This is a genomic window from Adlercreutzia aquisgranensis, from assembly GCF_943193145.1.
Lineage (GTDB): Bacteria > Actinomycetota > Coriobacteriia > Coriobacteriales > Eggerthellaceae > Xiamenia > Xiamenia aquisgranensis.
This window is the reverse complement of sequence record NZ_CALPDA010000002.1, coordinates 178,995-203,401: the sequence shown is the minus strand read 5'-3', so window position 1 is coordinate 203,401 and position 24,407 is coordinate 178,995. Positions and strand designations below refer to the sequence as shown.

The following is a 24,407-nucleotide window of genomic DNA, read 5'->3' as shown; positions in this document are numbered from 1 at the left end:
GGCGCAAGCGGGCGGCCGGGCAGGCGCGCAACACGGATATAATGAAACGCCCGAGGCGCTAAGCGCACCGAATCTCGCGCGCAACCGGGCATCGGTCCCGCGACCACCCGGCAGAAGCACCGCCGCAACCATTGCACAGAAAGGCGCACCATGGCCATCAACGCACCCGAAGGAACCCGCGACCTGCTGCCTAACGAGGCGGCCTTCTGGACCCGCTTCAAGCAGCTGGCCTGCGACACCTTCGGCCTCTACGGCTACAAGCCCATCGAGACCCCCGTCATCGAGCAGACCGAGCTGTTCGTCCGCGGCATAGGCGAGGCCACCGACGTGGTGGGCAAGGAGATGTTCTCGGCGGTTTCGGGCGGCAACATGGCAAAGCTCATGGTCGGCGAGCACATCCGCTCGAAGAGCCGCCTGAGCCTGCGCCCCGAAGGCACCGCCGGCGCCGTGCGAGCCGTCGTGGAGCACGACCTGGTGCCCCAGGGATCGGCGCCGGTGAAGCTGGTGTACGCCGGCCCGATGTTTCGCGCCGAGCGCCCCCAGCACGGCCGCCAGCGCCAGTTCAACCAGGTAGGCATCGAATGCCTGGGCGCCGAGGAGGCCACGGTGGACGCCGAGGGCATCATCATGCTCATGGAGTTCTACCGCGCCGCTGGCATCCCCCAGGACAAGATGACCCTGTACGTGAACTCCATGGGCTGTTCCCAGTGCCGCCCGGCCTACCGCCAGCTGGTGCGCGACTACCTGCTGTCCCACGCCGACCAGCTCTGCGACGACTGCCGCCGCCGGGCCGACACCAACCCCCTGCGCGCCTTCGACTGCAAAGAGGAGGCATGCGCCGCCATCATGGCCGACGCCCCCAAGATCACCGACCATCTGTGCGACGACTGCCGCGACCACTACGATACCGTGAAAGGCTATCTGTCGGCCACGGGCCTTACGTTCACCGAGGACCCCACGCTCGTGCGCGGGTTGGACTACTACACGCGCACGGTGTTCGAGGTGCAGGTGCCCTTGGGCGCAGAAGGCAAGCCCTCGGCCATTGGAGGCGGCGGTCGCTACGACAAGCTCATGGAGGAAATCGGCGGCCGCCCCACTCCGGGCTTCGGCTTCGCCCTGGGCTACGAGCGCTGCGTGCTGGCGCTTCAGGAAAGCGGCGTGGACTTCGCGCCGATCCCGGGGCCGCAGGTGTTCGTGGCCTGCGTGGAGGCCGCCCAGCGCGCTGCGGCGTTCAGCCTGGTGCAGGCATTGCGCGCCTCGGGCGTGTCAGCCGATATGGACCACCAGAACCGCAGCCTGAAAAGCCAGTTCAAGCTGGCGAACAAGCTGGGGGCCGCCTTCGCGGTCACCCTCGGCCCCGACGAGGTGGCCGAGGGCAGCGCCACCCTGCGCAACATGGACAGTCACGAGGAAGCACCCTTCTCGCTGGCCGACCCCTCCTCGGTGCTGCCGCTCATCCTGTAGCGCGCCCGCAGACGCAGCCGGGGAAGCGACAAGCAGCCCGCCGAAGAAAAAGGCCCGCGGTTCGCACCGAACCGCGGGCCTTTCCTAATCGCTCAACGATCGAAGCACGTTGCTCAGGGCATCGTCGGGGCGGTAGCGCAGGCGCACGGCCAGAAGCCCGCGCGCTACGGGGAACAGGTTCTCCTGCACCGCCGCCACCACGGCCTTGTCTATCTCGTTGAGCAGGCACGGCCGGGGCGCCACGGGCACGCCGCCCTGACGCAGAGTGCGGTCCACCCGGGCCGGCTCCGGCGCCGGCATGGACGCCTCCTCCAGCAGCTCCTCCAGCTCCGCCTGGGCCTGGGACGCCACCACCGGAGAAATCTCCAGGCACTTGGCGTAGGCGGCCGCGCCCACCTCGGGCTTGCCCATCTTCCACAGCACGTAGGCCAGCTGGTAGTACAGCGCGGAGATGTCACCCGCAACCAATGCGGTCTTAAGCCCCGCCACCAACGTTTTGCGGGCACTTTCCATATCGCCGGTCAGCATGTAGGCGCGCCCGAGCACCCGGTACCCCAGCGCCACCGTAGGCGACAGCTCGATCAGGCGCTTGCCGTAGGCCACCGCCTGCTCGGTGTACTGGAACGACCGCTCCAGCAGCCGCGTCACCTCCGCATGGGCCACGAAGAACGAATCGGTGGTCAGCTCCACGTGCCTGCCGCCATCGGCCTCCACGGCGTCCACGCCGGTCACCACGCCCTCGCGCGCCAGGTTGTACAACAGGCGGCTGGCGTAGGTGTCAAAGGAGCGGAACACCGTGGTGCTGCCGTCGATGAACCCGTCTAGCGCCGCCGACTCGCGTATGGCATCGATGAGAAGCGACGCCGCCTCGTCGAATTCCCCCTGCTCGGAAAGGGCGTCTGCCCGCAGGTTGGCAAGACGGCAGCGGTCCTCGCCCAGGCACACCCCCACGATGGCGTTCTGGTCCCCCAGTCCCACGCTGCCCTCCGCCAGGGCCGTCATCAGGCGCGTACAGGCACTCACCCCGGGCTCGTTGCGCTTCTGGCTCTCCTGCTCCTGGGCGGCGCGGACCACGGCGATGGCCTGGGCCACGGTGGTCGCGTCCACGATGGAGTCCGCCAGCTCCTCGGCGAAGCGGCGCAGTTCGCCATCGTAGACGATGCGCACGTCGAAGGAGTTGCCGGCGCCCAAGGCCTTCGCGGCTTCCGGCCCCAGATCCTCGCGGCCCACTTCTGGCAGGTCCTTGCGCACTGCGGCGCTGGGCAGGCTGCGCACGGCGTCGAAGGGCCCTATACCCTGCAGCGCGAACTTCGACAGGATGGCGTCGTGTTGCCGGTACAGCGGCAGCGGATCACCCGCGCGAGCCTCCTTGAAGCCGTCGGTGGCTTCGAAAGCCTCGCGGCTCAGCGCCACCACGGCAACCCCCTGCTCCCGGTGCAGGTCGGCCACCACGGCCACGCCGTCGGGCTCCTGCTGGTTCAGGAACAGCGCGTCGAAATCGTCGCCGGACGCCATGAACCCCATGCTGCGCATCGGGCCGTCGCCCACGCTCTCGTCGTCCAGGGCGTGCAGGTACAGGTGCACCTTCGACACCGAATCGCTGGCCCGAAACGCCGTCGCCGCCGCGCACAGGCCCATGCGCAGGCCGTACAGAGACGCCGCGTCCAGCCCCCCAACCGCCGCGTCGTCGGAAGGCGCAGGCTCCTCGCTCGCGATCGAAGCCGTCGCCTCGTCGCCGGCCTGCGGGGCACTTTCCCCCTCGGCCGCCGCCGCAGCCTCGCCCTCCCCCGCCTGCATCGGCACCTCGTCGCAGGAGCGCATCATCTCCACCTGGGGCAACGTAACGTCCAGGGCCGCCACTCCCGCATCCACGTCGCTGCGGAAGGCGACGGACACGCGGAAGGGCACGCGCATGCGCTCCAGGGCCGCCGCGAACCGGCAGCGGAAACGCCATTCGGAATCGGGGAAATCCCGCCCGTCGATGTACTTGGGGCTGCCCGCCAACGGCCCTATGACCGGAGACTGGGTCGCAGCCAGGGCAATCACCTCGCGGTCGGCCTGCTGCGCCTCTTCCACCGTCGCCCGGCCCGCCGCGTCTCCCAGCCGCTCGGATGCCAGCAGAAAGCGATTGAGCGCCGCCTCGATGGCCCACACCTGCGACGCGGACAGGCGGTTGTCCTCGCTCTCGTTGCCCACGAAGAACGTGTCCCCGTAGCGAACGGTGCGCACCAGCCGCAAGTCCCCGTCAGCAAGCCCCAGCGAGCGAAGGCTTCCCCCCGCTGCCTCGTCGAGCCAACGCACCAGGCATTGCACCAGGCCGGGAACGGAAAGCGACGGGTCCCTCATCGCATCGTTCACATGGCCCACCATGGCCAGAAGCGACCGCACGAAGTTCTCGGAACGCAGCGAGTCGAAGATGCCGCCCAAACCCCGCGCCGGCACCGGCGTGGCACCTTGCGCCGGCCGGTACACGAAGGCAAAGAACGCCCTGGTCATGGCATCGTTGTAGGAAAGTCCCCTATCGTGGCCGCCGAAGGCGTACCAGGTGTCGCACAGCTCGTAGGCATCGTCCAAACACGAGTAGCGCGCCACATCCACGGCGTCTCCCTCGCCCGCGGCACCCCTCGCCAGCACGCTTCCCTCGATGCGGCGGCGTCCTTTGTTGTGCTCGTCGGGCTCGAAGCACAGGTCGGGAAGCCGAGCCGGGGGAACGGCGCTAGGCTTGTCCGTAGCGAAGGCGCGGCCGAACGGGTCGATGTAGGCCAGCACCCGCACCTGCTCGTCGTCCAGGAACTCCACCGCATAGCATCCACCGCCGGCAGGGGTGGGCAGCCCCCCTTCCACCCATCCGTAAGCCGGGCCCCCGATGGTGCCCACGCCCTCCGGCTTCGACGGCGTAGCTGCTTCAGCGGGTGTCGGCTTCGGCTCGCCTTGCCCTTCGCAAGCCTGGGAAGGCCCCTTCATCGCCAAGAGCAGGTTGGCACGGCTCCGCCGCTTCGGGAACGCGCCGGATGCTTCCGCCGGCTCTTCGGCGGCGCCGCCATCGGCAGAGCGCTCGGGCACGCCGCCCTCGCAGGCCACCGTGGCGCCGTTCGCTGCGTCTGGATGAGGCATCTCCCCCGGCTCAGGCGCGGGCGCAGATGCGGATGCACCGTCGGGTGCAGGTGCGGGCACAGCGGGCGGCAACCCGGGCACCCGGTCGGCTGCTGCAGGCGCTGGCAGCGCCGAGGCGTTGCCGCTTGCATCCGAAACCGGCGCAGCGGCAGGCGACCCGCCTTCCGCCTCCCCGGCAGGCGAGCCTTCGCTCCCAAGCGGCGCCAGCTTCACCGCGGCAAGGTTGCCCAGCTTCTTGCGCCCCGCCGACCACTCGGCCGCTTCCGACGACGCAGAGCTGCCCCGGCGCGTCGCCTCCCGAACGGGCGCCAACGCGTCGGCCAAGATCGCCTTGCGCACGGAAGCGCCGTCCAGCTGCGGCTGAAGCCGGTAAACGGCAGACGTAGATGCCTTGTCCTTGCGCGAATTGCTCACCGTGAAACCTCGGTCCTTCCCGATGCCGACCAGGCCGGCATCCCGTACAGGGGCTCGCCCCGATCATCGAGGCGTCATGGTACGAATCTTAACGGAGCGGCTATCCCCGCGCAGCCCCCGTCAGAATTTCGCTTCTATTTTTCCCGCCTCCAGCTTGCCGAGACGACGCATCTCCACGGCCATGAACACCACCGTGGTGAAGATGGACAGGAAGTCGGCCAAGGGCGTGGCGAAGTACAGGGCGTCCAGGCTGGTCAGCCCGTCGCTGAGCTGGGGGAGCACCAGCGGCATCACGAACAGCAGCGGCACGAGGAACAAGATCTGGCGCGTGAGCGACAAAAAGATCGACTTCGCCGGCTGGCCCGTGGCCTGGAAGTAGTTCGAGCCAACGATCTGAAAGCCCACGAACGGCAGCATGATCAGCTGGATGCCCAAGGCGAATACCGTGAAGTCGCGCAGGCCGCCCTCTTCGATGCCGAAGAACCCCACGATGGAAGGGGCGAACAGGTGCACCAGCGCCCACAGCACCACGGCGATGCCCGTGGCGCCGACAACGCCGCCCCAGAAGGTCTTGCGCACGCGGGCGAACAGGTGGGCGCCGTAGTTGAATCCCAGCAGCGGCTGGATGGCTATGGCCATGCCGATCAGGGGCAGCACCACGAAGCTGGCCACGCGCTGCACCACGCCGATGGAGGCAAGCGCCCCCTCGGCCCCTATGGGGTTGAGCGACCCGTAGTAGTTCAGCAGGTTGTTCAGCACGAAGTTCACCACGGCCATGCCGGCTTGGATCAGGCAGCTGGCAAGCCCCAAAGCGAAGATCTTGCGCACCGTGGCGGCCTTAAGCCCCATGAAGCGCAGCTGCAGGCGCATGGGCACGTTCTTCGTGAACAGGAAGTACCACAGCACGCAGCCGCAGGAGACGGCCTGTCCCGCTACCGTGGCCAGAGCGCTTCCGCGCACGCCCCAGCCCAGCACCATCACGAACAGGTAGTTCAGCGCCGTGCAGGAAAGGGCGCCCACCACCATGGTCACCAGCGCGCGGTTGGGGGCGCCGGCGGTGCGGATGAAGTTGTTCACGCCCATGCCGATGCTTTGGAAGATGAAGCCGAAGGAGATGATGGAGATGAAGGTATGCGCCGAGTCCCAATCGTCGGCAGTCGCGCCCGATACCGCCAGCACCCCGTCTATCACCGGCGGCATGGCGATGGCCGCAGCCACGATGGCCGACAATACGATGGACAGCGTCACGGTGTTGCCCAGGCTGCGGTTGGCCTCGTCGCGACGGCCCTCCCCCATGCGCAGGGCGGCTAGGGCGTTGCCGCCGTTGCCCACCAGCATGGACAGCGCCATGAACACCGTCATGATAGGCATGGCCACCGTGGCCGTAGCCAGGCCGATCTCGCCTACGGCCTGGCCCAGGAATATGGAGTCGATCACGTTGTAGGCACCGTTGACCAGCATGCCCGCAATGGACGGGATGGCGAACTCCACGATCAGCCCCGGGATGGGCGCCGACCCCATGCGCGTCACCTTATCCGCTTTGCCCGCCCTGCCCGGCCCCCTGCCGCCGTCCGACTTGCCCGCAGGGTTCGGGGCGCACTCCCCTCGGCCCGCCGGGACCTGCTGATTGCCGTTCTCGTGCTTCATTCGGCTTATACCCTCGATCCCTTAGGCGAAGTAGTCCACGCCGGCTTCGAAGAGCGGCATGTCGGCCCAGCCGGGGATGTTGCGGTACAGGCCCGCGCCGGTGCGTTCCGTATGGCCCATCTTGCCGAACACGCGCCCGTCGGGGCTGGTGATGCCTTCGATGGCCAGCACCGAACCGTTGGGATTGGCGGCCAGGCTCATGGAGGGAGCCCCGAAGCCGTCCACGTACTGGGTTGCCACCTGGCCGCCCTGCAGCATGGAAGCCAGCACCGCCGGCGGCGCCACGAAACGGCCCTCGCCATGGCTGATGGCCACCGTGTGGACGTCGCCCTCCTGGCAGCGCGCAAGCCACGGGCTCATGGCCGAGGCCACCCGCGTGCGAACGATGCAGCTCTGATGGCGGCCAATCTGGTTGAACGTGAGCGTGGGGCACGCGTCGTCCATGGCCACGATGTCGCCGAAGGGCACCAGCCCCAGCTTCACCAGCGCCTGGAACCCGTTGCAGATACCCAGCATCAGCCCATCGCGGTTCTGCAGCAAATCGCGCACCGCCTCGGTCACCTGGGGAGCGCGGAAGAAGGACGCGATCAGCTTGGCCGACCCGTCCGGCTCGTCGCCGCCGGAGAAGCCGCCGGGCAGCATGACGATCTGGGACTGGCCGATCAGCCGCGCCAGTTCGCGTGCGCTTTCCGCCACCGCTTCGGGAGACAGGTTGTTCACGATGAAGGTGGTGGGCACGGCACCTGCGCGCTCGAAGGCCGCCGCCGTGTCGTACTCGCAGTTGGTTCCCGGGAACACCGGGATAACCACGCGCGGCTTGGGGCACGAGGCGCCGAACGTAAGCGGCAGCGCGGAGGTGCCATGGACGAAGGGCACGGCGAAGGGATCGCTCGGACGCTCGGCAGATGCGCCCGGCTCGCCGGCCCAGGAAAGGAGATCCTCCCCCACGCCCGCCGCGCGCAGCTCGCCCACCAGCGTATCCACCTGGCCCTCCACCGCCGCCGCATCGCCGTCGCTGCTGCGGTAGGGGAACACGTCCTCGATGCCGCGCTCCCACGCTTCCTGCACCGCCGCCAAATCGGCCCGCTGGTCCTCGCATACCAGCGCATAATCCTTGGTCACCGGCCCCAGTTCCACCAGGTCGACGCCGTCGGCCAGGCCCGCCTCTTCCAAGCGGTCGGCCACCGTGTCGATGTCCTCGCCCGCCGCCAGCTCCAGCACGAAGGTGCCGTAGGCCGGCTCGAAGAGGGAGGCCAGGTCGATCGAACCCGACAGGTCGGCGCCCAGGCCATTGCCCGCGGCCATCTTCACCAGGGTCTCGGCCAAGCCGCCCCAGCCGCCGCTCGCGCAGGCCCGCACCACGCCGGCACCGATCAGGTGCTCGGCGGCATCAAGCGTATCGCGCAGGCTGGACGCTTCGGAATCCTCGAAGCACAGCCACACCAAGCTGTCACCCGGCTGCTTGAGCTCGGGGGACACGATGCGCTGAACCGACCCCACGGCCGTGGCGAAGGACACCAGGGTGGGCGGCACGTCCAGCTCCTCGAAGCTGCCGGACATGGAGTCCTTGCCGCCGATGGCGCCTACACCGAAGTCAACCTGGGCCATGAGCGCGCCCAGTACCGCCTGGGTCGGCTTGCCCCAACGCACCGGGTCGGTGCGCAGCTTCTCGAAGTACTCCTGCAGCGACAGGTACATGTCCTTGCGCTGAAAACCGGTGGCCACTAGCTTCGCCACGGAGTCGAGCACCGCCATGTAGGAGCCCGCATAGGGGTCGAACGCCGAAAGGTAGGGGTTGAAGCCCCAGGAAAGCCCCGACACCGTGGTGGTCTTGCCGCCCATCACCGGCAGCTTGGCCACCATGGCCAGGGAGGGCGTCAGCTGGCGGGCGCCGCCGAAGGGCATGAGCACGGTGCCGGCGCCGACGGTGGAGTCGAAGCGCTCGGAAAGCCCCTTGTTGGAAGCGCGGTTGATGTCGCCCATGAGCGCCTTCAGGGCCAGCTCCAAATCGTCGGCCTCGCACACGGCGTCCACCATGGGGTCGGCCAGCTCGAAGGACGCCTCGAAAGCGCGGTCGCAAGGGCTGTCGGCGAAGCTCTGGCGCGCAGGCACCTCCACCGAAGCATGCTTGGGAGCGCCGTTGCTGGCCAGGAATTCGCGGCTCACGTCCACGATGGTCTTGCCGCGCCATTCCATGCGCACCCGCGGCTCCTCGGTCACCACGGCCACCGGGGTGGCCTCAAGGTTCTCCTCGTGGGCCAGGGCTATGAAGGCGTCCACGTCCTCGGCCGCCAGCGCCACGGCCATGCGCTCCTGGGATTCAGAGATGGCGAGCTCCGTGCCGTCCAAGCCGTCGTACTTCTTGGGCACCGCGTCCAGGTTCACCCGCAAGCCGTCGGCCAGCTCGCCTATGGCCACGGACACGCCGCCGGCCCCGAAGTCGTTGCAGCGCTTGATCATGCGGCACGCCTCGCCGCGGCGGAACAGTCGCTGTATCTTGCGCTCCACGGGGGCGTTGCCCTTCTGCACCTCGGCCCCGCAGCTCTCAAGGGAGCTGGCATCGTGGGCCTTCGAGGAACCCGTGGCGCCGCCGATGCCGTCGCGCCCGGTACGGCCGCCCAGAAGCACCACCACATCCCCCGCCGCCGGCGTCTCGCGGCGCACGTGGTCGGCAGGCGTGGCACCCACCACGGCGCCGATCTCCATGCGCTTGGCGGCGTAGCCGGGATGGTACACCTCGTTCACCTGGCCCGTGGCCAGGCCTATCTGATTGCCGTAGGAGGAATAGCCGGCCGCCGCCGTGGTGACCAGCTTGCGCTGGGAAAGCTTGCCGGGGATGGTCTTCGACGCCGGCACTGTGGGATCGGCTGCACCGGTCAGGCGCATGGCCTGGTACACGTAGGAGCGGCCCGACAAGGGGTCGCGGATAGCGCCTCCCACGCAGGTGGCTGCCCCGCCGAAGGGCTCGATCTCGGTGGGATGGTTGTGGGTCTCGTTCTTGAACAGGTACAGCCAGTCCTGTTCCTGCCCGTCCACGTCCACCTTCACCTTCACGGTGCAGGCGTTGATCTCGTCGGACTCGTCCAGGTTGGTCAGGATGCCATGGGCTTTAAGCCACTTCGCGCCGATGGTGCCCATGTCCATCAGGCACACCGGCTTCTCGTCCCGTCCCAGCTCATGGCGCATGTCCAGGTACTTATCGAACGCAAGCTGCACGTTCCTGTCGGCGATGGACACCTCGTCCAGCACCGTGCCGAAGGTGGTGTGGCGGCAGTGGTCCGACCAGTAGGTGTCGATCATCTTGATCTCGGTGATGGTAGGCTGGCGCCCCTCCTCGGCGAAGTAGCGCTGGCAGAACAGGATGTCGGCCAGGTCCATGGCAAGCCCGCGCTCGGCGATGAAGGCCGCAAGCCCAGCCTCGTCCAGCTGGGTGAAGCCCTCGAGCACCTCCACGTCCGCCGGCTCCGGGTAGTCCACGGCCAACGTCTGGCGCACCTCAAGCGACGCCTCGCGGCTCTCCACCGGGTTGATGACGAAGCGCTTCACCGCTTCCACGTCCTCGGCGGACAAATCGCCCTCCAGGATGTACACCTTGGCCGACGCCACGCTGGGCTGCTCGCCCTGGCTCACCAGCTGCATGCACACGGCGGCCGAGTCGGCACGCTGGTCGAACTGCCCCGGCAGCGGCTCCACGGCGAACACCGCAGCCCCTTCCACCTGGGGAAGCTCCTCGGTGGCCCAGTCGGTCTGCGGTTCGCTGAACACCGTGGCCACGCACTGGTCGAACAGCGCGTCGTCCGCACCTTCAACATCGTAGCGGTTCAGCAGCCGCAGGCCCGTGATCGAGCCGATCCCCAGCGTCTGCCGCAGCTCGTGGAGCAGCTGAGAGGCCTCCACGTCGAATCCGGGCTTCTTCTCAACGTATACGCGCGAAACCATTGCGGCGCCTTTCTCTTGCGGGCGAAAGCTGGCAGGGCAAAGCTGGTGGACCGAAGGCTACTTCGAGGTCGAATCGGAGGCAACCTGATCGCTGGCCGCCTTCTTGGCCTGGTACTCCGCATCGGCTGCGGCCGCCTTCTCGGCCTTGGCGGCGGCGCGCTCGGCCTTCATCTGCTCGCGGTTGGCCAGGGAGAAGCCGCTGCCGAACAGGCCGCGGCGCTTGGGCTTGGCAGCCTCGGCGGCCTTGGCCTCGTCGTACTTCTGCTGGGCCTCGGCCTTCTGGGCGCGGGCCTGAGCCTTCTGGGCCTTCTCCGCCGCCCGGGCCTCCTTGGACTTGTGAGCCTCCATCTGCTCCTGGTAGCGGCGACGCTCCTTGCGGCGCAGGCCCAAATCGACGTAGAACGCGGCGATGATGGCGGCGTAGGCCAGGCCCAGCACCACGAAGCAGGGGATCTCGCCGATGTAGGGACGCAGCACCCACGAGAGCACCGTGAAGATGATGGCGCTGGCCAGAAGCGCCCACCACAGGCGCGTCAGCTTCTTGAAGCGGGCGGTGGGCGGATTGTAGTACTTGCGGTCCAGCTCCTGCTGCTTGGCGCGGGCCGCCTTCTGCTCGGCCTTGATCTCGGCCTTCGTCTTCACCGTGGACTGCACGCGAACCGACGAGGCGGCCTTGGACTTCGGACGGGCGGAAGCAGCGCTCTTGCGCGTCTGCCCCTTGCGGCCGTCGGCGGTGTAGCGGTCGTTCATGGGATTTCTCTGCGTCATGATGCTCCTTGGAATGGGCGCGGGAAACGAAATCGCGCGGGCGGAAGGCAGCGATACCTCGCCCGCGCAAGACAATCCTAGGCGGCGGGCACGAACTTCTGCCCGGTGATCAGCTCGTAGGCCTGGATGTACTTCTGGCTTGTCTTCTCGATGACGTCGGCGGGCAGATGGGGCGGCTCGCCGGTGCGGTCCCAGTTCGCCGACAGCCAGTCGCGCACGAACTGCTTGTCGAAGGAGGGCTGGTCGCCGCCGGGCTGGTAGGTGTCCCCGGGCCAGAAGCGCGAGGAATCCGGCGTCAGCACCTCGTCGGCCAGGATGATCTGTCCGTCCACGCGCCCGAACTCGAACTTCGTGTCGGCGATGATGATGCCGTGGGCCGCCGCATGGTCGCGAGCCTTCTCGTACACCGACACCGACAGATGGCGCAGCGCCTCGGCGTCCTCGTCGCCGATGATCTGGGCCAGGCGCTCGTAGCTGATGTTCTCGTCGTGGTCGCCGATCTCGGCCTTGGTGGAGGGGGTGAAGATGGGCGCGGGCAGCTTGGAGGAGTTCACCAGGCCCTCGGGAAGGGCGATGCCGCACACGCTGCCCTTCTGCTGGTACTCCTTAAGCCCGCTGCCGGCCAGGTAGCCGCGCACGATGCACTCGGCCGGGAACATCTCGCACTTCTTCACCAACATGAAGCGTCCGGCCAGGTAGTCGGCGTAGGGCTTGAACTCGTCGGGCAAGTCGGCTACGTCGGCCGAGATGAGGTGGTTTTCCACCACGCCCTCCAGCAGATGGAACCAGAACACCGACAGCTGGGTGAGCACCTGGCCCTTGTAGGGAATCTCGTCTGGCAGGATGTAGTCGAAGGCCGAGATGCGGTCGGTCGCCACCAGCAGAAGCTTGTCCCCCAGATCGTACAGGTCGCGGACCTTGCCCTGTGCTGTCGGCTTGATATCGATGGCCATCATGTGCTTCCTTTCCTCTTACGCCTGAGGACGCTTGCGGGCGTCCTTCTTTTCCCCGTGCTTCTTTCTGCGCCCGTCCTCGATCATGGGCAGGTGGATGGTGAAGCAGGCGCCCTTGCCCTCTTCGCCCTCCACGGTCACGTAGCCCTGGTGACGGTCGACGATCTCCTTCACCACCGCAAGGCCCACGCCCAAGCCGCCGCTTTCGCGGTTGCGGCCGGCGTCGGCGCGCCAGAAGCGACTGAACACCATCTTCGCCTCTTCCGGAGACAGCCCGATGCCCGTATCGCGCACGGCCACCGCCGCCATCTCGGGCCCGCGCGATACCGACACGGTGATGGAGCCCCCTTCGGGAGTGTAGCGCACTGCGTTGGAGATGAGGTTCGCGGTGGCCTGGCGAATCATGTCGGAATCGCCCATGACCCACACGTCGGGCTCGGCGCTGTAGGAAAGCGACAGGCCCGAATCCACTGCGAAGGCCTCGTGGGTGAGGATGATACCCTGGATGAGCTGGCCCAGATCGAGCGGCTCCTCCTTCATGGGCGTGGTGCGGCTTTCCAGGCGTGACAGCTTCAGGATGGCGTTCACCAGGCGGCTGAGGCGCTGCACTTCGGAGTTCACCGTTTCCAGGCGCTCCTCGTCGGCTTCGAACACGCCGTCCACCATGGCCTCCACGGTGGACTGGATGGCCATGAGCGGCGTGCGCAGCTCGTGGGCAACGTCGGTGGTGAGGCGCCGCTCAAGCTCGCGGTCGCGCTCGATGGAGTCGGCCATGGCGTCGAAGGTTTCGCCCAGGCGCGCCACCTCGTCCTCGCCGTGCAGCTCGGTGCGGGCCGACATGTCGCCCTCGGCGATGGCCTTGGCCGTCTTGGTCATGCGGTTGATGGGGCTCACCAAGGCCCGCGCGAACAGAAAGCCGATGCACGACGCCAAAACGATGGCAGCGGCCGCGGCTATGAGCATGGCCTGGTAGGACTGGTCGCGGAACTGCTCGTCGGTATGGGTGAGCAGCGCGTCGGAGCCGTACACCCACACGCGCACCGAACCCACGGCCACACCGTCCACCACGATGTTGGAGGTTTCTATGCCGGCGGCGGAGGGCGGCGGCGCCAAGGTGGGGCCGTTCATGCCCGTGAGCCCGATACCCGACCCTATGGCGGCCGAATCGTAGACGATGGAATGGTTCAGGTTGTTCGTGATGACGATGCCGGCGCCGGAGCTGAGGCTCTCGGCGTACTTGGCCACCGCGATCACCTCGCCATTGTTGTCCAGCCGGCCGGTCTCCCGGTAGATGTCCGCGACGCGGGTGGCCACGGAGTCGGCCAGGGACTGCATGTTCTCCTTCGTGTAGGACTGGAAATGCTGGTCCCACACGAACGACAGCACGCCGATGGCCACCAGCGCGGTCATGGCGGCGATGAGTCCGAAGCAGGCCGTCACGCGCATGGTGTAGGTGAAGCGGCTCCAGCGGTAGAAGAAGCCCTTGCGCGTGCTTTCGCGGCGCATGTTCGACGCGCTCTGGGACGGGCCCTTATGGCCCTCGCCGTCGGGCGTTTGGCCCGGGGCGCTCTGCTCTGGAACAGCAGAACACGCCGCCCCGTTGCTGGGTGCGGCGTGCGCCTGGGTATCGTAGGAAGGTGGTATAAACAAGGGAGAAGCCTAGTACCTTGCGGCGGATACGACGGTTGCTGCTACTGCCCGCTCTTCGAGGGGTCCTCGAACCGGTAGCCCACGCCGTGAACGGTGTGGAGCCACTTGGGATTGCGAGGGTTGTCGCCGATCTTGGCGCGCAGGTTCTTCACGTGGGAGTCGATGGTGCGCTCGTAGCCCTCGAAGTCGTAGCCGAGAACCTTCTCCACCAGCTCCATGCGCGAGTACACGCGGCCCGGATAGCGGGAAAGGGTGGTCAGCAGCTTGAACTCGCTGGCCGTAAGGTCGATCTCCTTGCCGGAGACCAGCACCTTGTGGCCCGACACGTCGATGGTGAGCTCGCCGAACTCCAGCACCTCGCGCTGAGGCTCGGAATCGGCGTGGACGCGGCGCAGCAGGGCGCGGGAGCGGGCCACCAGCTCGCGAGGGCTGAAGGGCTTCACCAGGTAGTCGTCGGCGCCCAGTTCCAGGCCGATGATGCGGTCTTCCACCTCGCCCTTGGCGGTGAGCATGATGATGGGCACGTCGGAGTTGTCGCGGATGATGCGGCACACGCGCTCGCCGGGGCAGCGGGGCAGCATGAGGTCCAGGATGATGAGGTCGAAGTGGTGCTTGGAGAACTCCTCCAGCGCATCCTGGCCGTCGCCCACGGCCGTAACCCAGTAGTTCTCGCGCTCAAGGTAGGCGGTGACTGCCTCGCGGATGGCCTTCTCGTCCTCCACCAGCAGGATGCGGCGGGTTTCTCCGTTGTTCATAGGCATGGCTCTGTTGTTCACAACTACATCCTCACACTCGTCAATGGGCATTGCGATCAACGTGGATTGGTTCCGTCTTGTTTGCGCTTATTGTAGCATTTACCCTCATAGGCTTACCCATCTGGGCGCTACCTGACACAATAGCCCCATGACAGAGAGCAGAGAGCGCACCTTCGGCGCTGGTACCCATACATCCCGCGGGCAGCGGGGGCGAACGTCTGCGCATGCCCGCTCCTCATCCCGGCCTTCCCGCCAAAGCACCTCCCGATCCTTTGGCTCCCCCACCGCCGGCCATGCCTCCTCGCGCCCGTCTCTGGGCGCCCGCAGCCACGGCCCCCATCCCAACCGCAAGCCCGTGTCGCGCACGGGCGGCTTCGACAAGCCGCTGCTCACCCGCCGTCGCTTCCTCATAGGGGCCGCCGGCGCGGGGGTGCTGGCCGTGGCGGGCGCAGGCGGCGCGTTCATGATCAACCGCTCCCGGCGGGCCGAGGAGGCCGACACCGTGGAGAACGTGCTGACCGTTCCCGAAGCGGCCGTGACCACCGTGGACGACCTGGAATATGCCGAGGACTCCACCGCCTACATGAGCAAGGTGATGGACGTCACCCTGCCTTACGGGTCTTTGGTCTGGGAAAACGACGGCAAGGTTGCCGCATGCCTCATCCCCGGCGACGACGGGACCCCGCTCACCCAGGTAGGGCTTCTGGACCTTGAGACCGGCACGCTGACCACGGCTCTTTCGCAAGCCGCAGGAGCCGCCGAAGGCTTCGAGATCTACGACGTGCGCGCCACCAGCCACGGGGCGCTGTGGATCGAGTCCGACATCATGGACGGCCTGTGGCGGGTGCTGAGCGCGAAGTCCGACGGCGAGGGCGGCCTGGGCGAGCCCGTGGTGATGGACGAGGGGCTGTGCGAGGAATGGCAGACGCCCACCTTGGCCATCGTGGAGGACCAGGGGTTCTGGCAGGTGCTTCCCTGCCTCGACGGACCCTGCTCCACCGAGGACTCGGTGCTCATGCAGGCGACGCTGGGATCGGCCGACGCCTCGGTGGCCTGCACCTCCCACGGGCGCATGGCCTGCGCGCCCTACGGGGCCGACGGGGCAGTGGTGGTGGCACCGCGCACGGACACCTCCTCCATCCACTACCAGCTGACCCGCATCGACGTGAAAACCGGCCAGGTCACCGACACGCTGGCCCTTCCCCGTTCCATGAAGCCGCTGGAAGTGGCCTTCGGGCCCACCGGCTTCTCGTTCGCCTTCGACGCCGGTTACGCCTACGGCGACGGCATCGCCAACATCGGCACCTACACGCCTGACGTGGATTCCGTCCCCTCCGGCGGCGATTACAGCCGCGTGCCCTGGTTCAACTACAGCCGCGTACCTACTTGCGCCCCGGCCTGGTGCGGTCCGTACTTCTTCGTGAAGTCCACCAGGTCTGTCTGCGGGGTCGACCTGGGGGGTAGCACCTACTTCGCCTTCGACGCAGAGGACGGAGCCCAGAGCTTCGGCGATTACCTTGCTAGCAGCGGCGCCAAAGACAGGATAGTCACCTACGCCAGCCTGCACGACGAGCCGGTTGACGGCCCTGAAGTGAAGCGCTGCAGCGTGCGCATCTGGGCACCGGTGTCGGCCTAGCGGGTTCCGAAGACGCGGCGGCGCGGCAGCCGCAAAAAACCAGCGAACGCATTCCCCTTGGGTCTCCCTTCGGCGGCCCAAGTGCTATGGATTGACTGTAGAACGGCTTCGCTGCTTCGGCTTTCATCAGTATAGAACCTGATGAAAGGGCTGCAAGGCATGAACGTCGCTGAAGTCTTCGCTACGAATGTGCGGAATTTCCGAAAGGCGCAGGGGTTGTCCCAGGAGAAGCTCGGAGAGGCTGCGGGGCTGCACCGCACCTACATTGGCAATATCGAGCAGCAGGTGGTGAACCCGTCGCTGTCCAACGTGGAGCGAATCGCCGAAGCCTTGGGCGTTCCCGTCTCGCTGCTGCTGATGAGCCCCGCCAACGACGCACAGGCCATCGTGGGACGTACGCGCAGCCGCGAGGACCGGCAGGCGCCGGTGCAAGACGACATGGCAAAACCCGGCGACTCCCAGCAAATCTTGGACAACTACGCCTTGGCTACGTTCACCGACGAGGGCATACGCCTGCAGCCGCTTACCGTAAGCAATCCCAGCCTGTCGCTGCAGCTGCTGGCCACGCTGGTGCTACAAGGGCAGCCCGACGAGCTGATCCCCCAGCTGTACGTCAAGTTGGAACGCGAGATGGTGGCGCTGCTGATGAGGACCAAGACGGACGGACCGGCCGCCCCGGAATCCCCCGTTCCGCCTGCGCTATCACGCGACGGCAAAGCGGCGCAGGCCAAGGGCCCGCGCGGAGCTACGGACTAGCGAAGCTCGCCCCCCCCCGACGCGCCCTAGTCGGTCCGGCCGGCGGCGTCGCCTTCGGTCGCCACGGCACCCGCCGCAGCATCGGCCGCCACGGCGCCTTCGCGTACGCTGGCGCCGCCTACGACGAGGCCCCGCCCCGCGAGCAGCTTGCCGTCCAGCACCTTGCTGGCCGCCGTGTAGAGCACCATGGTAAACAGGAACGACACCACCGGCGGCACGAAGAAGTTCGCGCTCAGGCACACCTGCCCCACAATGCCGCCGGCAATCCAACAGGCCAGGGCCACGGGATTCGACATGATGCCCATCTTCGGGTGCTTCACGAACACGCGCTCGGACACGATGAGCGCCGGCACCGGCGAGAGCAGCACGGACAGAAACGTGATGACCGGCAGCAGGTAGTCGAGGATGTTGCACAGGGCAAGCACGCTGGAGAGCGCCGTGATGAACACGGCCATCTGGGTGTGGGTGACCTTCCCTCCCAGCTTCGTCTCGCTCAAGATGTTCTGCATGGCAAGGCCGGCGCCGTAGATGTTGTTGTCCTGGGTGGTGCACAGGCACACCAGCGTGCAAGCCAGCACCAGGTACCCCAGGCCCATGAGCGCCGTGGCCTCGGAGAAGTTCGGGTTCTGGGCGATCTGGGCCACCACGCAGCCCACCATCTGGAACCCGAAGAGCCCCAGCAGAAACGCCCCGGCGCAGCAGACCACCACGTGGCGCTTGGATTTCGCGAACCGGCACACGTCGGCGGCGATCAGACAGCCGAACAGCCAGCTGCCCACGATGGAGGCGGTGGCGTCGGTGAACCCCATCTCCATGCCCGCAGGCGGCGCGAACGAGAGCAGCGATCCGTAGCCGCCGCTTTGCATGCCCACCATGACGAAGCAGATGACGCCCATGGCCACAGCGGTAGGCACGCCCATCCACGAGACGATCTCCATACCCTTGTAGCCGTGAGCGGCGGAGATGGACCACACCAAGATGATGACCACGCCTATGATCACGCTGGGCACGGCGATGGCCGGGAAGTTCGCCGTCACCATGGACCCGAAGGTGTTGCCGTTGATGCCGATCCAGGTGACCGACGACAGCACGATGAGCGCCGAGAAGATGGCCGAGCCGCGCTTGCCGAACACCATGCGCGATAGAAACGCCGTGGAGTATCCGGTGGCGAAGGCCGCCAGGCCCATCATGATGGCCACGGCGATAAGGAAGGCGTCGGCGCAGAGGAAGGCGGCGGTGGCCTCGGCGAAGGGCATGCGGTAGCCCACCGCGGCCCCGGTCACGAAGTTCGACACGGCTATGGGATAGCCGGCCAGCACCATGAACAGGCTGATGCCCGTCTTGCGCTTCGATTCCGGCACCGGTTCGAAAGCGTACTCGTAGGCGTTCTTGGCACCTTCGGCAGCCTGGCCCCCGTCCTGGGGCTTCTTCGATGCGGCCATGATGCCTCCCTTCCTCGGCTCCCCAACGCGAAGGCCCCGCCGCGCCGCACGCAGGGGAGCAGCGGGGCCGAAAACACTTACAACAGGTCGGACGCGTACTTCTTCACAACCTGGCGACCGGCGATGTGCACCATGATCTCCTCGGTGCCGCCGGCGAAGGAGTCGCCGCGGCAGTCCTGCCAGATGCGGCCGATGCGGCATTCGGTGGTGTAGCCGATGCCGCCGAAGATCTGCATGGCCATGGAGGCTACCTCGGTGCAGGTGCGGGACAGGTAGCGCTTGCACAGGGCGCTGTCCAGACGCACCGACATGCCCTGGTCGAACTCCCAGGCGGTGCGCAGCAGCAGATCGCGCATGGTCTGCACCTTGATCTCCATGTCGGTGAGCATCTCCTGGATGATCTGGTGCTTGTACAGCGGCACGCCGAAGGTCTCGCGCTGGGCGGCGTAGCGGGCGGCATCCTCCAGGGCGGCTTCCGCCAGGCCCAGGCTATGGGAGGCCAGCATGATGCGCTCCAGCTCGAAGTTCTTCATCAGCTGCTTGAAGCCCTCGCCCTTCTTGCCCAGCAGCATGGACTCGGGCACCACGACGTTGTCGAAGTACACCTCGTCGAAGTTCGTGATGGTCTGGCCGATCTTGTGCAGCGGGGCCATGGTGATGCCCGGCATGTCCTTGGGAACCAGGAACATGGACATGGACTTGTTGTCGTGGTCGGGATTGTCGTCCTTGCCGATGAACATGATGAAGGGCGCGGTCTCAGCGTGGCTGACCATGGTCTTCGTGCCGTTCAAGGTCACGGTGCCGTCGCCGTTCCACGTGCAGGTGGAAATCATGGACATGTTGTCCGAACCGGCGCAGGGCTCGGACAGCGCCAGGCTGAAGCACTGCTCGCCGGTCTTCGAATAGGCCTCCATACCCTCCTTGACCTGCTCTTCGCTGCCGAACTCGGCCAGGTCGAACATGGCCAGGCCGTAGGACATGAACGGCATGGTGGCGCCGGTGCAGCGCATGAGCTCGGAGACCACCAGGGCCAGCGTCACGGCGTCGCCGGGGATTCCGCCGTACTCCTCGGGCAGGAACATCCAGCCGAAACCGGCGTCCAGGTAGGCCTTGCACACCTCGGGGTCAACGCGACGGTCTTCGTACCACTTCTGAATCTTCTCTTCGGTCACCTCGCGCTCGCAGAACTCGCGCAGGCTGTCGAGCATCAGCTGTTGCTCGTCGGTAATCGTGAAATCCATGGTTGGTTCCTCCTTCAAGTAGAACTCGCCTAAAGCGAAGGCACCGTGCCTTCGTTCATCCGCCTGGGCATCGGGTCCGGGCGGAGTAACACCTTATTCGCGGCGCGCCTCCCGCCTGCGCTCCTCCAGCTTGCGCAAGGCCTTCTTGTCGGGCTTGGAGAGAAACGTCTTGGGGATGGCGTCGATGAACTCCACGTATTTGGGGCATTTGTAGGCGATCAGGTGCTCGTGGCAGTACGCCACGATGTCCTGCTCGGTAACGCAGGCCCCTTCGCGCAGCACCACGAAGCTCTTCGGGCGCTCGCCGGAGCGCTCGTCGGGCACGCCGATGGTGCAGGCCTCCACCACGTCGGGATGGGCGTAGAGCACCTCGTCGATTTCGCGCGGGAACACGCTGAAGCCGCCCACCAGCACCACGTCCTTGATGCGGTCGACCACGAACAGCGTCCCGTCCTCGTCGAAGTAGCCCACGTCCCCGCTGTACAGCCAGCCGCTGCGCAGGGCCCGCTCGGTCTCGGCCGGCGCGTCCAGGTAGCCCTCGATGATCTGGGGGCCGCGGAACACTACCTCGCCGCGCTCGCCGGCGCCCAGCGGCCTGGTGCCCGTTTCCATGTCCACCACCAGGATGTCGGTGCTGGGGGCGGGCACTCCTACGGCCCCGGGTTTGGTGCCTGCAAGCGCGGGGGTGAGCGCCACGGGCCCGGAGGTCTCGGTCATGCCGTAGTCCTCCACGATGCGGGCCGAGCTCAGCCGCGCGAACTCGCACCGCAGCTCCTGGGGGGTGGCGGCACAGCTCACCACCACGGCAGCCAGCGACGACAGGTCGCACCCCTGCGCCTCGGCCTCGCGGGTCACGCGGGCCAGCATCGCCGGCACGCTGCCCCACACCGCCGGGCGCACCTTCGCGATGGCATGGACCACATCGGCCACCGCAAGGCTTTCCGGCAGCACCGCAGCCCCTCCCGAGCATACGGCCCAGTTCACGCCCAGATCCAAGCCGTAGGCGTGAACCATGGGGCTTGTGACCAGCACCGACGGCGGCACCGCGCAGCGGCTGGCGGCAATGTCGGCGCCGGCGCCCCACGCGCGCGCCTCGGCTTCGGGCACCAGTGGGAACCCGTAGCCGGGAAAGACCGGCTGCAGCACCTGCTGGAAGAGCGCCTGGGCCTGCACCAGCATGGCGTTTGTCAGCGGGCAGCCCTTGCTCTTGCCCGTGGTGCCGCCGGTGAAGATGATCACCGCCGTATCGTTGGGGGAAACGCTTACGGCCGGCTCGCTTGCGTCGGGATAGGTCGCCAGCTCCGCCAGCGACACTTCGCTCTCGCGCAGGGAATCCAGCGCGGAGATGCTGCAAGCCGGACCGCCAAAGCCTTTCGCGACCACCACCATGAGCGCATCGGCGCCGACGCCGCCCAAAGCCTCGCGAGCCGCATCGGCGTGAACCTCGTCCACCACAATGGCCCGGGCCCTGCATTCCGCCAGCCGCTCGGCCAGCTCGCAGGCCGTGGAGCGGGCGTCGGTGCCCACCACCACGAAACCGCCCTTGTAGCAGGCCATGAACAACGCCACCAGCGCCACCGAATCTTCCAGGGCCGCCACAACGGCGTCGCCCTTGGAAAGGCCGCGGGCTGCAAAGCCGTTTGCAATACGGCACGCCTGGTCGTTCACTTGGGCAAATGTGAACAAACCGTTCGGCATGACCACGCACGGATCGCCTCCGTGGCGCCGCACCGTTTCAGCCAGGCATTCCTTCAGGGAAGGCACCGTCCGAAGCCCGCGGCGACTGACGCCCTCATCATAGGCGCGCTGCCACAACGGCTCCCAGTGCGCCAAAGCGCGCTCGAAGGCAAGACTCGTCGAAGCCGATAAACCCATGATGACCCTCCTTCCGAAACGACTCGCTGCCGAACACCGTTGCGACTACTTCGCCGCGTCCTGCTTGGCCCAGGCCTTCAGCTTCTTGCCCGCAGCCAAGGCGGCGAACAGCACCGCGATGGCCAGGGCTGCGAACACCATGTCCACGATGAACGCAATGTTGTAGGAGCCGGTCGCGTCGTAGATGAAGCCCCAGAACGACGAGCCCACCGCGGCGCACAGCGGCATGACCACGGCCACGTAGGCGAAGATGCGGTCGTAGGAGACGTTGCCGAAGACCGCGCGCACCACCTGGGGCACGTTGGTCGGTTGCACAGCGAAGAACAGGCCGAACAGGATGCCGCCCAAGTAGAGCCACATCGGGGAATCCTGGCCGAACAGCATCATGAAGGCCAGGCCGAAGATCATGGGCACGCAGCCCACCAGGTTCGACACCACGATGGAGCGGTCGTTGAGCCAGCCCAGGATGACCTTGCCCACCAGCGACGCGATCATGACGCAGGAGGCGACCATGGCGCCCACGGACAGGTCGTAGCCGATGGAGGTGGCAAAGGACGGGAAGAAGAAGTTCATGGTAAGACCCAGGTTCGCCAAACCGGCGAAGACGCAGCACAGGATGAAGGCGGAGGGCTTCTTGAGCGCCTGCTTCAGCGTGATGCCGTCCTGGCCGGCAGCCTTGGCCTCGGCCTCGCGGGCGATAACCTTCGGGTCGTCGGCGCCAAGCGGCTCGAGCCCCATGTCGGAGGGACGGCTGCGCACCACGAAGGCGGCCAAGGGCAGACACACCACCAGCGCCACGATGCCCTCGATCAGATAGCCCGTGCGCCAGCCTGCGTTCTGGATGACCTGGGCCAGAAGCGGCGAGAACACCGTGCCGCCGATGGAGGTCATGGCCATGGCGATGCCGATCATGAACCCGATGTTCTTTTTGAACCACCGGCCTACCACCACCGGCACGATCAGCCACAGAAGCCACGCGTTGGCGATGCCCAGGGCAATGCCGGCGCCGTAGAACACGTAGATGGACTGGGCCAGCGACATGGCGATCAGCGCGCCGCCCACCAGCACCACGCAGGTGCTCAGGATGATGCGCAGATCCAGCTTCTCAAGCAGCTTGCCCGCCCACAGCAGGTTGGCGACGCAGGCGGTGGCGTACACGAAGGTCATGTACAGGCCCACCTGGCCCTTGCCTACCCCGAAGGCCTCGGCGACGGAGTCGTAGTAAACGCTTGCAGTGTTGAAGGTGAAGCAGCACGGCAGCAGCATGCAAATGCAGACCGCAACGTACACCCACCATCCGTAGTACATCTTGGAGGGCTTTCCCTCCTTCGTGGTGGCCATGATCTCTCCTTTCGCTCGGGCCGGGCCCTTCCCAGCCCCTCAGCTTGCCGTTTGCAACCGGCGGGATGCGCGGGCCCGCCGGTTGCGCTCGCCTCTCTCGTAGATGCCCTTTGCGGGCGAGCCGCTCGGCTTTCCCGGGCACGCACGCGCCTAGCGCGAGTGCACCAGGTCGAAGTCGCGGTTGATGACGCCGGAATCGTAGAGCGCGGCAATCTGCTCGTCGGTGTAGCCCAGCTCGCCCAGGATCTCCTCGTTGTGCTGGCCGAACGCCGGGCACGGCGCCCATACCTTGCCGGGGTTGTTCTTGAACTTCGGCAGCGGGGCCACGGCGCGGATCTTGGTTCCCTTCACCGAATCCCACTCGATGATGTCCTCGCGCGCCTGCACGTGGGGGTCGTTCTCCACTTCGGCGAAGGTGTTGATGCGCGACACCGGGATGTTGTGGGCAAGCATGGCCTCCTCGGCCTCGGCTACCGTGGTGTTGGCCAGGTAGTCCTTAAGCGCCTGCAGGAAGATCTGGCCCCCTTCGGTCTCGATGCTCCAGGTGGCGGAGCCTTCTGGGAACACGTCGGTGCCGTAGGGCAGCCCTAGGAACTCGTTGCCGCGCTTCATGACGGCCGCGCCGTTGAAGCAGCAGAACAGGTAGCCGTCCTTGCAGGGGTAGGCGCCCCAGCCGGCGTTGATGTTCTGCTCGCCGGCCGTGGGGAACAAGCGGTGGTTCGTGAAGTAGTCGATGCTGTAGATGGAGGTGCGCATCATGAACTCGTACTGGGCCGAGTCGATGCTGTCGCCCTGGCCGGTCTTCTGCGCGTGATGCCAGGCGGCCAGAAGGGCGATGCAGGTGTAGAGCGCCGTGGTGTAGTCGCTGGCGAACTGGCCCACGGCGAAGGGTGCCACGCCGGGCGCCTCGTTCTCGCGCAGGTAGCCGGAGAAGGCCTGGCCGATGGCGTCGAACGAGGGGCGCTTCACGTACTCGGGAACGCCGGTCTGGCCGAAACCGGATACGTGGCCGATGACCAGCTTGGGATTGATCTCCCACAGCACCTCGTCGGAAAGGCCCAGGCGGTCGAACTGGCCGCCCTTGGACGACTCGATGAAGATGTCGGCGTCGGCAATGAGCTCCTTGAGGATTTCCTTGCCCTCGTCGCTCTTCAGGCGCAGGGCGATGTTGCGGCAGTTGCGGCGCTCGCCTTCGCACTGCCAGTTCGGCGTGCCGCGGGTGAAGTCGGGCATGTCGGCGTTCTCAACCCAGATGACGTCAGCGCCGTACTCGCCCATGATGGTGGCGATGAACGGACCGGCCAAGGAGCTGGAAGCACTCACCACCTTCAAATCCGACAAGGTACCGAATTCGGGTTTGCTCTGGTTCTTCCACATGACTCCTCCTAAGGTCGGTGTGGCGCGCTGCCGTC

At 66.8% G+C, this 24,407-nt stretch carries 15 protein-coding genes; 3 read left to right on the top strand and 12 right to left on the bottom strand.

Annotation, left to right across the window (positions count from 1 at the left end; genetic code table 11):
• Positions 1–150 precede the first annotated feature (150 nt).
• Positions 151–1,464 (top strand): histidine--tRNA ligase, encoded by a 1,314-nt coding sequence (gene hisS / locus NFR41_RS02030; RefSeq protein WP_251230505.1) that lies wholly within the window; start codon positions 151–153, stop codon positions 1,462–1,464.
• 84 nt (positions 1,465–1,548) lie between these two features.
• Here hisS and NFR41_RS10475 read toward each other — a convergent pair whose 3' ends face one another.
• The 7 genes from NFR41_RS10475 to NFR41_RS02000 form a co-directional block, all read right to left on the bottom strand.
• Positions 1,549–4,992, bottom strand: a complete 3,444-nt coding sequence (locus NFR41_RS10475; protein WP_285833840.1) for a tetratricopeptide repeat protein — start codon at positions 4,990–4,992, stop codon at positions 1,549–1,551.
• A gap of 120 nt (positions 4,993–5,112) precedes the next feature.
• Positions 5,113–6,639, bottom strand: a complete 1,527-nt coding sequence (locus NFR41_RS02025; RefSeq protein WP_251230504.1) for an MATE family efflux transporter — start codon at positions 6,637–6,639, stop codon at positions 5,113–5,115.
• Between the two features lie 21 nt (positions 6,640–6,660).
• Positions 6,661–10,578, bottom strand: a complete 3,918-nt coding sequence (locus NFR41_RS02020) for a phosphoribosylformylglycinamidine synthase (protein ID WP_251230503.1) — start codon at positions 10,576–10,578, stop codon at positions 6,661–6,663.
• Between the two features lie 57 nt (positions 10,579–10,635).
• Entirely contained in the window at positions 10,636–11,346 is a 711-nt protein-coding gene (locus NFR41_RS02015) for a hypothetical protein (RefSeq protein ID WP_251230502.1), read from the bottom strand.
• A gap of 77 nt (positions 11,347–11,423) precedes the next feature.
• Complete coding sequence (locus NFR41_RS02010; RefSeq protein ID WP_160213078.1) at positions 11,424–12,302, bottom strand: phosphoribosylaminoimidazolesuccinocarboxamide synthase; 879 nt, start codon at positions 12,300–12,302, stop codon at positions 11,424–11,426.
• Positions 12,303–12,317: 15 nt separating this feature from the next.
• Positions 12,318–13,805, bottom strand: a complete 1,488-nt coding sequence (locus tag NFR41_RS02005; RefSeq protein ID WP_160213099.1) for a sensor histidine kinase — start codon at positions 13,803–13,805, stop codon at positions 12,318–12,320.
• 185 nt (positions 13,806–13,990) lie between these two features.
• On the bottom strand, positions 13,991–14,704 hold the full coding sequence (locus tag NFR41_RS02000) for a response regulator transcription factor (RefSeq protein ID WP_160213077.1): 714 nt from the start codon (positions 14,702–14,704) through the stop codon (positions 13,991–13,993).
• A 148-nt stretch (positions 14,705–14,852) separates the two neighbouring features.
• On the opposite strand from NFR41_RS02000, the gene NFR41_RS01995 reads away from it, so the two are divergent.
• Entirely contained in the window at positions 14,853–16,340 is a 1,488-nt protein-coding gene (locus NFR41_RS01995) for a Tat pathway signal protein (RefSeq protein ID WP_251230501.1), read from the top strand.
• 141 nt (positions 16,341–16,481) lie between these two features.
• Positions 16,482–17,096, top strand: a complete 615-nt coding sequence (locus tag NFR41_RS01990; RefSeq protein WP_160213075.1) for a helix-turn-helix domain-containing protein — start codon at positions 16,482–16,484, stop codon at positions 17,094–17,096.
• A 26-nt stretch (positions 17,097–17,122) separates the two neighbouring features.
• Here the strand turns inward: NFR41_RS01990 and NFR41_RS01985 are convergent, their stop codons facing one another.
• From NFR41_RS01985 to NFR41_RS01965, 5 genes are all read right to left on the bottom strand, one after another.
• Entirely contained in the window at positions 17,123–18,538 is a 1,416-nt protein-coding gene (locus NFR41_RS01985) for a purine-cytosine permease family protein (RefSeq protein WP_251230499.1), read from the bottom strand.
• Between the two features lie 77 nt (positions 18,539–18,615).
• Positions 18,616–19,779 (bottom strand): acyl-CoA dehydrogenase family protein, encoded by a 1,164-nt coding sequence (locus NFR41_RS01980; RefSeq protein WP_160213073.1) that lies wholly within the window; start codon positions 19,777–19,779, stop codon positions 18,616–18,618.
• A 93-nt stretch (positions 19,780–19,872) separates the two neighbouring features.
• Positions 19,873–21,654, bottom strand: a complete 1,782-nt coding sequence (locus NFR41_RS01975) for a class I adenylate-forming enzyme family protein (RefSeq protein WP_251230498.1) — start codon at positions 21,652–21,654, stop codon at positions 19,873–19,875.
• 45 nt (positions 21,655–21,699) lie between these two features.
• Positions 21,700–22,995, bottom strand: a complete 1,296-nt coding sequence (locus NFR41_RS01970; protein ID WP_251230497.1) for an MFS transporter — start codon at positions 22,993–22,995, stop codon at positions 21,700–21,702.
• A gap of 150 nt (positions 22,996–23,145) precedes the next feature.
• Positions 23,146–24,372, bottom strand: coding sequence for a CoA transferase (locus NFR41_RS01965; protein WP_160213070.1), 1,227 nt, complete (start codon positions 24,370–24,372; stop codon positions 23,146–23,148).
• Positions 24,373–24,407: the final 35 nt, after the last annotated feature.